We start from the raw sequence: 11,720 nt of genomic DNA, 5'->3' as shown, positions 1-11,720 counted from the left end.
AGCCGTATGTTCCCCCTCACCCCAGCCCTCTCCCTCAAGGGAGAGGGGGTTGTCCGTGCAGGCATTATTTTGTGGGGAACCCTCAGCCCCGTGGGAGAGGGAAAAAACAACACCGCACAAAACCAACTATCCTTTCCCGCTTTTTATCTAAAAACGAATCGTTATGAGCGATTCATTTTTATTCCTTTATCATAATTCCCGCGCCGGAAATACTGCCCTCATAACAACAAGGGGAGCAGGCACTATGGCAATTTCATCGCGAGTCACACTTCTCGGCGCACTGGCGCTGTGGGCATTTCAGGCGCAGGCGGTGGACGTCACCGTCGCGTATCAAACCTCTGCGGAACCGGCGAAAGTCGCGCAGGCGGACAACACCTTTGCCAAAGAGAGCGGCGCGAAAGTCGACTGGCGCAAGTTCGACAGCGGGGCGTCCGTCGTACGGGCGTTAGCCTCGGGCGACGTGCAGATCGGCAATATCGGATCCAGCCCGCTGGCGGTTGCGGCCAGCCAGCAGGTGCCGATCGAGGTTTTCCTGCTCGCCTCGCAGCTCGGTAACTCAGAAGCGCTGGTGGTGAAGAAAAACATCACCAAACCGGAGGACCTGATCGGCAAACGCATCGCCGTGCCGTTTATCTCCACCACCCACTACAGCCTGCTGGCGGCGCTGAAACACTGGGGCATCAAGCCGGGTCAGGTACAAATCATCAACCTGCAGCCGCCGGCGATTATCGCCGCCTGGCAGCGCGGGGATATTGACGGGGCCTATGTGTGGGCACCGGCCGTGAACGAACTGGAAAAAGACGGCACCGTGCTGACCGACTCTGAAAAAGTGGGCCAGTGGGGGGCGCCAACCCTCGACGTGTGGGTAGTACGCAAAGACTTCGCCGAGAAACATCCTGAGGTGGTAAAAGCCTTCGCCAAAAGCGCGATTGACGCCCAGCAGCCGTACATCAGTAACCCGGATGAATGGCTGAAGCAGCCCGCCAACCTGGAAAAACTCTCCCGACTGAGCGGCGTGCCGGAAGCGGACGTACCGGGGCTGGTGAAAGGCAATACCTATCTGACGCCCACGCAGCAGGTGCAGCAGCTGACCGGGCCGGTGAATAAAGCGATTGTTGATACCGCCACCTTCCTGAAAGAGCAGGGCAAAGTGCCTGCGGTGGCGGCGGATTACAGCCAGTACGTGACCGATCGTTTTGTGAAATAAGGAGTCCGCCATGCTGAATATTACGAACCTGTATGCCGATTACGGTGGTAAACCCGCGCTGGAGGACATCAACCTGACGCTGGACAGCGGTGAACTGCTGGTGGTGCTGGGCCCGTCCGGGTGCGGAAAAACCACGCTGCTGAATCTGATCGCCGGGTTTGTCCCTTATCAGCATGGCACCATTCAACTGGAAGGCAAAAAAGTGGAAGGCCCGGGCGCCGAGCGCGGCGTGGTCTTCCAGAACGAAGGATTGCTCCCCTGGCGCAACGTGCAGGAAAACGTGGCGTTTGGGCTACAGCTCGCGGGCATCAATCGCGAACAGCGGCTGGAAATGGCGCGGACGATGCTGAAAAAAGTGGGGCTGGAAGGGGCGGAAAAACGCTTTATCTGGCAGCTTTCCGGCGGTCAGCGGCAGCGCGTAGGGATTGCCCGCGCGCTGGCGGCAAACCCGCAGCTGTTGCTGCTGGATGAGCCTTTCGGGGCGCTGGATGCCTTCACCCGCGAGCAGATGCAAACTCTGCTGCTACGCCTGTGGCATGAGACGGGCAAGCAGGTGCTGTTGATTACCCATGATATCGAAGAGGCGGTATTTATGGCGACGGAGCTGGTGCTGCTCTCGCCGGGGCCGGGCCGCGTGCTGGAGCGTTTACCGCTGGATTTCGCCCGCCGCTACGTCGCGGGAGAACCCGTGCGCAGCATCAAATCCGATCCGCTGTTTATCGAACAGCGTGAATACGTTTTAAGCCGCGTGTTTGAACAACGGGAGGCTTTCTCATGAGCATCGTCTTCAGTGAAAAAACGCGCCGTACGCGCCTCGCACTGCGCTGGCCGTTCTCGCGCCAGATAACCCTCAGCGTCGGCACGCTGCTGGTATTGCTGGCGGTGTGGTGGGCGGTTGCTGCCCAGCAGTGGGTCAGCCCGCTGTTTCTGCCGCCGCCGGGACAGGTGCTGGCCAAACTCATTACCATCGCCGGGCCGCAGGGCTTTATGGATGCCACGCTCTGGCAGCATCTTGGGGCAAGTCTGGCGCGTATTCTGGTGGCGCTTCTGGCGGCCGTCATCATCGGCATTCCCGTGGGGATTGCGATGGGGCTGAGCCCGACGGTGCGCGGCATACTCGACCCGCTGATTGAGCTTTACCGCCCGGTGCCGCCGCTGGCCTACCTGCCGCTGATGGTGATCTGGTTCGGCATCGGTGAAACGTCAAAAATCCTGCTGATTTACCTGGCGATTTTCGCCCCGGTTGCTATGTCGGCGTTGGCAGGCGTGAAGAGCGCTCAGCAGGTGCGGATCCGTGCGGCGCAGTCGCTGGGTGCCAGCCGCACGCAGGTGCTGCTGTTCGTAATTTTACCGGGCGCGCTGCCGGAGATTTTAACCGGGCTGCGCATTGGCCTCGGCGTAGGCTGGTCCACGCTGGTGGCGGCAGAGCTGATTGCGGCCACGCGCGGCCTTGGCTTTATGGTGCAGTCGGCGGGAGAGTTCCTGGCGACTGACGTGGTGCTGGCAGGGATCGCGGTGATCGCCGCGATCGCCTTTGGATTAGAACTGGGGCTGCGCGCGTTACAGCGCCGCCTGACGCCCTGGCATGGAGAAATACAATGAGTGAACGTCTGACCATTACCCCGCTGGGGCCGTACATTGGCGCGCAGGTGTCGGGCCTGGATGTGACCCGTCCGCTGAGCGATAACCAGTTCGAGCAGCTGTACCACGCGGTGCTGCGCCATCAGGTTGTGTTCCTGCGCGAGCAGGCGATCACCCCGCAGCAGCAGCGCGCGCTGGCTTTGCGTTTTGGCGATTTGCATATCCACCCTGTCTACCCGCATGCGGAAGGCGTGGAGGAGATTATCGTTCTGGATACCCACAACGATAACCCGCCGGATAACGATAACTGGCATACCGATGTGACCTTTATCGAGACGCCGCCCGCCGGGGCGATCCTTGCGGCGAAGCAACTGCCGGAGACCGGCGGCGATACGCTGTGGACCAGCGGGATTGCGGCGTATGAGGCGCTCTCCGCGCCGTTCCGGACGCTGTTGAGCGGGCTGCGGGCGGAGCACGACTTCACAAAATCGTTCCAGGAGTACAAATACCGCAAGAGTGAAGAGGAGCATCAGCGCTGGCTGGAAGCGGTCGCGAAACATCCTCCGCTGCTGCACCCGGTGGTGCGGACCCATCCGGTCACGGGAAAGCAGGCGCTGTTCGTGAACGAAGGGTTCACGACGCGCATTGTGGATGTGTCCGAGAAAGAGAGTGAAGCGCTGCTGGGATTCCTGTTCGCACATATTACCAAACCGGAGTTTCAGGTGCGCTGGCGCTGGAAGGAGAACGACCTGGCGATTTGGGATAACCGCGTAACGCAACACTATGCCAATGCGGACTATCTTCCGCAGCGCCGGATTATGCAGCGGGCGACGATTTTGGGGGATAAACCGTTTTATCGTGCGCCTTGATCCCCTCACCCTAACCCTCTCCCCAAAGGGGCGAGGGGACTGCCCGGTGCGGTTTTCACCCTCTCCCTTTTAGGGAGAGGGCTGGGGTGAGGGTATTAAATGCGCCTCAATATACCGCTGATAGCGGTTCGCCTTCAGATAACACAAATCCACCAGCACCAGTCCGTCGACGCAGTCGTTAAATGCCGGGTCGCTGCCAAAATCAATAAACTGCACGCCGCCGGGTTCACACAGCTCGGAATATTGTTTGTAGAGCGGCGGAATACCGCAGCCCAGATTGCCGAGCAGGGATTTCAGCTTCGTCAGATCATCCACGTAATCCACGCCGCCAAACTGCGCGAGCACGTCCGGCAGCGATGCGGGATACGGCTGGCGTGACGCGGCTAGCGGATGCGTCGCCGGGAACCACAGGCGGTAAAATGCCACCAGCAGATCCCGCGCGGCAGGCGGTAAGCCGCCGGAAATGGAGACCGGACCAAACAGGTAGCGGTAGTGCGGATAACGCGCCAGGTAAGCCCCAATGCCGGACCATAAATAATCCAGGCCGCGGCGTCCCCAGTAGCGCGGTTGAATAAAGCTGCGCCCCAGTTCAATGCCGTGTTCCAGCACGTCCTGCATTTTGTCGTCGTAGTGGAACAGGCTATAGCTGTACAGCCCTTCCAGACCGCGACGTTCAACCTGTTTTGCGGTCGGCATAAAGCGATACGCGCCGACGATCTCCAGATCCGCATCATCCCACAGGATCAGGTGCAGATAATCATCATCGTAGCAGTCGGTGTCCCGGCGTTTGCCGCTCCCTTCCTCCACCGCGCGAAACGCAATCTCGCGCAGGCGGCCCAGTTCGCGCAGCAGCGGGGCATCTTCCTGGCCGTTACGCTGCCAAAGATAGATGGTTTTGCCGTCGCTGGTATTGCCCAAACATTCTGCCTGTGCCAGCGCGCGTTTCAGGGTGGCCCGGTCTTCCGGACGGGCAATGGCGCACTGAGTTTTAAAGACGCCAGGCACTCCCTTGCCAAGACGCATCACGTGCTGACGACACTGCTCGGCCATCTCACGCGACGAAAGGGTGGCGCTATGCCAGTGATGCCATGCAATTTGCTGGCCGATTTTAATCGGCAACTGGCTATGGCGGCGGCGGAACATCTGCTGCATTAGCAACAGTATCGACAGCGTCGGGGATACCAGCGTGCTGGCATAAAAGAGCAGGCTGTTATGCGCCTGAATATGCACCGGCAGCAGCGGGGCGCGCAGCTTGCTGGCGAGTTTGATAAAGCCAGAGTGCCACTTTTTGTCGCGAATGCCTTTGCGCGTGGGGCGGGAAACTTCTCCGGCCGGGAAGAAGATCAGCACGCCTGCGTTTTGCAGATGCTGTTCCATCTGAACCAGGGACGTTTTCGCCGTCCTGCCGCCCATATTGTCCACCGGAATAAACAGCGAGCTGAGGGGCTCAAGGTGAGTCAGCATCCGGTTGGTCACGACTTTAACATCGCGTCGCACGCGGGAGACGGCGTACATCAGCGCCAGTCCGTCCAGCGTACCCGTCGGGTGGTTGGCAATAATGACCAGCGGGCCATGTTCGGGGATTTGTTCGAGATCGCGGGCGGAAACGGTGCACAGAATATCAAGGTGTTCCAGAACTTGCTCCACCATATCCAGTCCTTTCAGGTGGCGGTGTGCTGCGGCAAATTGCTGAAATTCGTCTTCGTAAAACAGTCTTTTTAACAGACTTTTTTGCCAGGGTGCAGGCCTCGCCTGAGGCCAAAGATCGTCGAGAACGCTATCGAGGCTAAACATGGTTACTCCTCCTGCCGTCTTGCGAAGACAGTAGAAGGAGCAGATGTCGGTTGTATTGCAGTTTGGTGAAGATTAGCGCAGGATTTTCTTCTCGGCCAGATCCAGCGCGAAGTAGCTGAAGATCAGATCCGCGCCTGCGCGTTTGATGGCGCCGAGGCTTTCGAGGACCACTTTCTCTTCGTCAATCGCACCTGCCAGCGCGGCAAATTTGATCATCGCGTACTCGCCGCTGACCTGGTAAGCGCCCAGAGGCAGCCCGGTGCGCTCGCGGATGTCGCGCAGGATATCGAGATACGCGCCAGCCGGTTTCACCATCAGGCAGTCTGCACCCTGGGCTTCATCGAGCAGGGATTCACGAATGGCTTCCCGACGGTTAAGTGGGTTCATCTGATAGGTTTTACGATCGCCTTTCAGCGCCGTACCGGCCGCTTCACGGAACGGGCCGTAGAAGGAGGAGGCAAATTTGGTGGAGTAAGACATGATAGCGGTGTCGGTAAAGCCCGCCGCATCCAGAGCCTGACGAATCGCCTGAACCTGTCCGTCCATCGCCGCAGAGGGTGCGATGAAATCCGCACCGGCAGCGGCAGCGACCACAGCCTGCTTGCTAAGGTTCAGCAGGGTGGCATCGTTATCCACGCCGTGATCGCACAGCACGCCGCAGTGGCCGTGAGAGGTATATTCGCAGAAGCAGGTGTCTGACATCACCACCATTTCCGGCACGGTCTCTTTGCAGATGCGCGACATGCGGGCAACCAGGCCATCTTCTTTCCAGGTGTCGCTGCCGGTGGCGTCGGTATGGTGAGAGATGCCGAAGGTCATCACCGAGCGGATCCCCGCGTTGGCGATGCGTTCAATCTCACGCGCGAGATATTTCTCCGGAATGCGCATTACGCCCGGCATGGCTTCGATGGCTTTGTAGTCATCGATCTCTTCTTCGACAAAAATCGGCAACACCAGATCGTTTAAGGTCAGGGTTGTCTCTTCAAACATAGCGCGCAGTGCAGGTGACTTGCGCAGGCGGCGGGGACGTGCAATTAAATCGGTCATGGTATGCCTGATGTTTGTGGAACAAAGAAGGCTAGTGTACCTCAAAGTGAAGACAGGTGTTTTACTAAAGTGGGCATTTTGTTTTTTGCGAAATGTGGCAGGTCAGGTTTTATATCATCAATATATAATACAGGTCAGTATATTGCTGAAAAGGGGAGGAGATATTCGTGTTGTTTCTATATTAAGGGGGATGCATCATTAAAAATGATCTATTATTTATTGTTATATGTTTTGCATTGGCTGGTCTATATTTTAACGTTTTGTTTTTATGATATTTATCTCGAGTGACCCATGTGTTTGTCGTTTTGAAGGTGCTATTGGTCTGGATACGGACTTAATGGAAACATTCATTGAACCTTTTCGAAATGAAAATGCATAATTCCCTCCGCAATAAAATATTGCCAAATGATTTGATGGACAAACTTGCTTACGTCCCTGAGGAGGGATGACCCAATGCAAACATGGAAAAAGAAACTGGTTGTATCTCAACTTGCATTAGCCTGCACCCTGGCTATCGCTTCTCAGGCCAATGCGAAGGATATTTCCGGCACGACATATAATACGTTTGGATATGATAATACCGCGTCTACTCCCTGGTATTATGGTTACGCTGACTGGGATTACTCCGGTGCCAGCCACGATGGTGATATTTATCCGGTGATTAATAAATCTACCGTGAATGGTGTTATTTCAACGTATTATCTGGATGATGGTGTCAATGGCCATGCTAATGCGCTGAGCATTTCTAACAGCACCATAAATGGCATGATCACTTCTGAATGTATGACCACGACCTGTGCAGATGGTGTGAATACCGACGGCACCAATCATACTCAGTACGATCGTTTTAGTTTGACCGTGGATAATTCTACCATCAACGACACCTATGAGCATTATGCTTACGACGTTGTAAATGGCGACAATACCGAAACTCATTATCTGGACACATATGCTCTGGGTAATGCAATTACGCTGGACGTGGAGTCTGATATCGTTATTCAGAACAACTCCCACGTAGCGGGCATCACACTGACGCAGGGTTATCAGGAGCCGGATAATACTCCGTACGACGGTGTTGAAGGCGTAGCCAACAGCAGCAAAGTCTTTACTGACACACTGCTGGTGAAAGACTCTGTACTGACTTCTGGTGCGTACAGCGACCTGGGTACCAGCGGATTCTACGGCCAAACCGCGAAGCCGAGCGATTATGGTGAAACCAACGCGACAGCGGCGGATGATGCAGCGTTGATTGTGGCCGCCAGCGCGTCTGATAACGCGATGCAGACCGCCGCCACGTTCGATCACTCCACCGTTACTGGCGACATTCTTTTCTCCAGCACCTTCGACAACAACTTCTACCCGAACGGCGACCCGGCAACCGATATCACCGATGACGGTGTGTATAACCCAACCACTAATGGCTGGGATGGTACCGATAAGCTCGACGTTACGCTGACCAACGGCAGCAAATGGGTGGGCGCAGCTCAGTCAAGTGTTGAAGCTATTGGTACCTCCCAGATGTACGGCCAGGGATATAGTGATGTGGACTGGAGCACCCTGTCTCCTAACAGCATCTGGCCTGACTCCACCTATGACAGCAATGGCCACGTAGCGGGTGAAGAGGTCTATCAGAGCGGTCTGTTTAACATCGCGCTGGATAACGGCTCTGAGTGGGATACCCGCAAGGTTTCTAACATCGACACGCTGACGGTAAACAACCAGTCTCAGGTCAATGTTGAAAACTCTGGCCTACTGGCGGATACCATCACCCTGACCAATGCTTCATCAATGAATATCGGTGACAGCGGTGGTGTGGCGACCGACCATCTGTATCTGGACAGCTATAGCCGTGCGGCACTGACGGAAGAAACGGCCGAACTGTATGCCAACACCATCACCGTGGATAACGGTGCTGAGCTGGCGCTGGGGCTGGGTCAGGTTGATACGCACAATATGGTACTGACCGATGGTGGTGTACTGAACGTTGCCAGCCGTGATTACGTGCTGAACAGCGATCTGAACAACGCACGCTATATCACCAACGATAAGTACAATGCTGATTACGACTACGGCGTTGTGGCGATTAACTCTGACGGCCATCTGGCGGTGAACGGTGATGTTGCCGGCAACTACAAAGTACGCATCGACGATGCGACGGGTGCTGGTTCCGTTGCCGATTACAAAAATAAAGAGATCGTCCGCATCTATGACAATAACGCGGATACTGCAGCCAGCTTTACTGCTGCAAATAAAGCCGATTTAGGTGCTTACACCTACCAGGCGCAGCAGCAGGGTGACTCCGTTGTCCTCCAGCAGAAAGCGCTGACCGACTACGCCAACATGGCGCTGAGCATCCCATCTGCCAATACCAACATCTGGAATCTGCAGCAGGATACCGTAGGTACGCGTCTGACCAACAGCCGTCACGGCCTGGCGGATAACGGCGGGGCGTGGGTGAGCTACTTCGGTGGTAACTTCGACGGCGATAATGGCGTTATTAGTTACGATCAGGACGTGAGCGGTATTATGGTTGGTCTGGATACCCAGATTGACGGTAATAATGCGAAGTGGATCGTCGGTGGTGCGGCAGGTTTTGCGAAGGGTGATATCAGCGATCGTACCGGTCAGGTCGATCAGGACAGCCAGACGGCGATGATCTACGCGTCAGCGAAGTTCATGAACGATCTGTTCCTCGACAGCTCCCTGAGCTATACCCGTTTCAACAGCGATCTCTCTGCTAACATGAGCAACGGTCAGTATGTTGACGGCAACACCACCAATGACGCAGTTGGTTTTGGGCTGAAACTGGGCTATGACTGGAAACCAAACCTGTCCGGCTATGTCACGCCATACGCAGCCGTGTCTGGCCTGTTCCAGTCAGGCGATGATTATCGTCTCAGCAATGACATGCGCATGGATGGGCAATCTTACGATAGCCTGCGTTATGAACTCGGTGTTGATGCGGGTTACACCTTCAACTACAGCGGCGATCAGGCTCTGACGCCTTACTTCAAACTGGCCTACGTCTATGACGATGCCGATAACAATGCTGACATTAACGGTGACAGCATTGATAACGGCGTGAAAGGCTCCGCTGTGCGGGTAGGGTTGGGCACCCAGTTCAGCTTCACGAAAAACTTCAGTGCTTACACTGATGCCACTTATCTGGGCGGCGGCGACGTTGACCAGAACTGGGGCGCAAATCTGGGTGTGAAATATACCTGGTAATGAATAAAACGGGGGGAGGCGTGATATCCCCCCGCTTTTTATATACATAAATAAAAATAATATTGAACCGACAAATACGGATGCCTTGAGGTCTGCATGAACGTTAATGCGAAACCACTTTCTGAATTAAGCCGGCTCGAACAGTATTTGAAATCAGCCAGTACCCCTTTTAAATGTGCTCCACAACAATTAATTACATCAGGTGAATGTAATGAGCCCTGCACCATGGTATTACAAACCGGTATCATCGAAATCTATCGTCATTCAGATGAACTCCTTGTGGGTATCGCGGAAGCACCTTTTATTTTGGGACTATCCACCGTAATGATTAATCACTGTCAGGAATACAGAGTGATTGCCAAAACACCCTGTGTGGGTTTTTATTTGTCCACAGAAACTACCCGTCAAGTCATACAGCAGCATGCTCTGTGGAAAGAGGCCTTCTGTTGGTTATCCTGGATAAATTACATTCTTGAGAAACGCGATATGCAGCTGGTGGGAAATAATTCCTATCACCAGATCCGCGCTATGCTGCTGAATATGGCCGAGTGGGATGAAACGCTGCGCTCAAAAATTGGTGTGATGAATCATATTCAACAAAGTACGCGTATTTCGCGTTCAGTTGTTGCTGAGGTTCTCGCTGCCCTGCGGCAAGGAAACTACATCAATATGAGCCGGGGCAAGCTGGTCAGCATCAACCGCTTGCCCACGGAATATTAAGATCAGTTAGACGCGGTGAGAACCTGGGCTTTATTGGCGCTCAGTTCAGCCACCAGGTTATTAATCCCGTCACTCATATTAACGAAACGCGTATGCGGGGAGCGGGTGACCACCACAAACGCGCCCACGTTTGACTGCGGGATCATGGCCATATAGGTGATGAATCCACCGCCGCCGCCGGTTTTCTGAATAATACCCGGACGGCCATTTTTCGGCGCCATATAGACCCACCCCATGCCGAGCGCGTCGGCTTTACCCGGTACGTCCATTCCGATAACGCGGTGCAGCTGAGTACGCTGATAAATCAGGGTCTGCATGCGGTCGGCCTGGCTGCTGCGAGCGTAGAAATCCGAGGAAAGGAACTGCTGCATCCAGCGCATCATGTCACCAGGCGTGGAATAGACCCCGCCGCTGCCCACGGCCGCCAGCGTGTTATTACAGGGGCTAGCGCCTTTCTCCGCCACCATCAGGCGACGGCACTGATCCGGGGACGGGGTAAAGGTGGTGTCTTTCATACCCAGCGGACGGGTAATCTGCTCTTCAAACAGCTGCGTGTAGGGTTTACCAGACGCCGTTGAAAGGGCGTCCGCCAGCAGGTCAAAGGCCAGGTTTGAATAAGAGGCCTGCGAACCCGGAGCTGCCTTCAGCGTGGCGGTACTCAGGTAGCTCCAGCGCTGGTCGCGCGTTGGCCAGACAAAGACGTCACGATGCGCCGCCCCGCCTGGCTGCTCACGCGGCAGGGCGCTGGTGTGGGTGGCAAGGTTCACAAGCCGGATCGGCGTTCCCTGCCAGGTTGGAACCCGGGCGCCCGGCGGTGCGTATTTGCTGAGCGGGTCGTCGAGTTTTACCACGCCCTGGTCGAGCAGTTTCACCAGCATTTCGCTGGTCATCAGCTTGGTTAAGGACGCGATGCGGATAACGGAATCCAGCTGCGGGTGAACGTTATTTCCTGGGCGCGTTTCGCCAAAGCTGCGGAACACACGCTGGTTGCCGTCGATGACGACCATCGCCATCCCGGTCGCGCCGCTGCCGTAATAGATAAGGTTCGCGTAGCGATCGGCAATGTCTGAAGCTAAAACGGGCGCCGTCAGCGGTTGGGCTGCCTGGGCGGTAGAAAAGCTCACCGCACACAGCGCGGCAAAAGAGAGCAGACAACGTTTCAACGAAAAGCATCCATGAAGTGAATGAGGAAAGTAATGGGTATTTATACTACTAATCGGTACCGCGCAATGCCCCGAATTGCATAACGATAGCGAGAAAAACGTAACCATGGG

Annotated in this window: 10 protein-coding genes; 7 read left to right on the top strand and 3 right to left on the bottom strand. The window is 55.6% G+C overall.

Features of this window, described 5'->3' with window-relative positions:
• The 5 genes from FU672_RS24995 to tauD all read left to right on the top strand — a co-directional run.
• The coding region (locus FU672_RS24995; protein ID WP_222848624.1) for a hypothetical protein at positions 1-195 on the top strand (195 nt) is incomplete at its 5' end.
• Positions 196-244: 49 nt separating this feature from the next.
• The gene (tauA, locus tag FU672_RS16690) at positions 245-1,207 is read left to right on the top strand and encodes a taurine ABC transporter substrate-binding protein (protein WP_148244098.1); all 963 of its coding nucleotides are present in this window, start codon (positions 245-247) and stop codon (positions 1,205-1,207) included.
• Positions 1,208-1,217: 10 nt separating this feature from the next.
• Positions 1,218-1,985 (top strand): taurine ABC transporter ATP-binding subunit, encoded by a 768-nt coding sequence (gene tauB, locus FU672_RS16685; RefSeq protein WP_148244097.1) that lies wholly within the window; start codon positions 1,218-1,220, stop codon positions 1,983-1,985.
• Positions 1,982-2,809 carry a taurine ABC transporter permease TauC gene (gene tauC / locus FU672_RS16680; protein WP_010427972.1) on the top strand — a complete coding sequence of 276 codons (828 nt, stop codon included), beginning with the start codon at positions 1,982-1,984 and terminating at the stop codon, positions 2,807-2,809. Before tauB ends, tauC begins: the two co-directional genes overlap by 4 nt.
• Positions 2,806-3,657, top strand: a complete 852-nt coding sequence (gene tauD, locus FU672_RS16675; protein WP_148244096.1) for a taurine dioxygenase — start codon at positions 2,806-2,808, stop codon at positions 3,655-3,657. Before tauC ends, tauD begins: the two co-directional genes overlap by 4 nt.
• Before the next feature lie 69 nt (positions 3,658-3,726).
• Here the strand turns inward: tauD and olsF are convergent, their stop codons facing one another.
• Both olsF and hemB read right to left on the bottom strand, forming a co-directional pair.
• Positions 3,727-5,451, bottom strand: coding sequence for a bifunctional ornithine lipid synthase OlsF (gene olsF / locus FU672_RS16670; protein ID WP_148244095.1), 1,725 nt, complete (start codon positions 5,449-5,451; stop codon positions 3,727-3,729).
• A gap of 72 nt (positions 5,452-5,523) precedes the next feature.
• Entirely contained in the window at positions 5,524-6,498 is a 975-nt protein-coding gene (gene hemB / locus FU672_RS16665) for a porphobilinogen synthase (RefSeq protein ID WP_148244094.1), read from the bottom strand.
• Between the two features lie 453 nt (positions 6,499-6,951).
• Between hemB and FU672_RS16655 the strand changes: the two genes are divergently transcribed.
• Positions 6,952-9,726: an autotransporter YaiT-related protein gene (locus FU672_RS16655; RefSeq protein ID WP_148244092.1), complete on the top strand. Its 2,775-nt coding sequence runs from the start codon at positions 6,952-6,954 to the stop codon at positions 9,724-9,726.
• Positions 9,727-9,822: 96 nt separating this feature from the next.
• Positions 9,823-10,446: a helix-turn-helix domain-containing protein gene (locus FU672_RS16650; protein ID WP_148244091.1), complete on the top strand. Its 624-nt coding sequence runs from the start codon at positions 9,823-9,825 to the stop codon at positions 10,444-10,446.
• A 2-nt stretch (positions 10,447-10,448) separates the two neighbouring features.
• Here the strand turns inward: FU672_RS16650 and ampH are convergent, their stop codons facing one another.
• Complete coding sequence (gene ampH, locus FU672_RS16645) at positions 10,449-11,609, bottom strand: D-alanyl-D-alanine-carboxypeptidase/endopeptidase AmpH (protein ID WP_148244090.1); 1,161 nt, start codon at positions 11,607-11,609, stop codon at positions 10,449-10,451.
• Positions 11,610-11,720: the final 111 nt, after the last annotated feature.

The sequence above is a fragment of the Enterobacter asburiae genome, assembly GCF_008080435.1.
Taxonomy (GTDB): domain Bacteria; phylum Pseudomonadota; class Gammaproteobacteria; order Enterobacterales; family Enterobacteriaceae; genus Enterobacter; species Enterobacter asburiae_C.
Note: the sequence above shows the minus strand (reverse complement) of the source record. Positions and strands in the feature narration are given on the sequence as shown.

Coding starts and splice junctions, on each gene's coding strand:
- tauA (WP_148244098.1), top strand. CDS start 245: ATGGCAATTTCATCGCGAGTCACACTTCTCGGCGCACTGGCGCTGTGG.
- tauB (WP_148244097.1), top strand. CDS start 1,218: ATGCTGAATATTACGAACCTGTATGCCGATTACGGTGGTAAACCCGCG.
- tauC (WP_010427972.1), top strand. CDS start 1,982: ATGAGCATCGTCTTCAGTGAAAAAACGCGCCGTACGCGCCTCGCACTG.
- tauD (WP_148244096.1), top strand. CDS start 2,806: ATGAGTGAACGTCTGACCATTACCCCGCTGGGGCCGTACATTGGCGCG.
- olsF (WP_148244095.1), bottom strand. CDS start 5,451: ATGTTTAGCCTCGATAGCGTTCTCGACGATCTTTGGCCTCAGGCGAGG.
- hemB (WP_148244094.1), bottom strand. CDS start 6,498: ATGACCGATTTAATTGCACGTCCCCGCCGCCTGCGCAAGTCACCTGCA.
- FU672_RS16655 (WP_148244092.1), top strand. CDS start 6,952: ATGCAAACATGGAAAAAGAAACTGGTTGTATCTCAACTTGCATTAGCC.
- FU672_RS16650 (WP_148244091.1), top strand. CDS start 9,823: ATGAACGTTAATGCGAAACCACTTTCTGAATTAAGCCGGCTCGAACAG.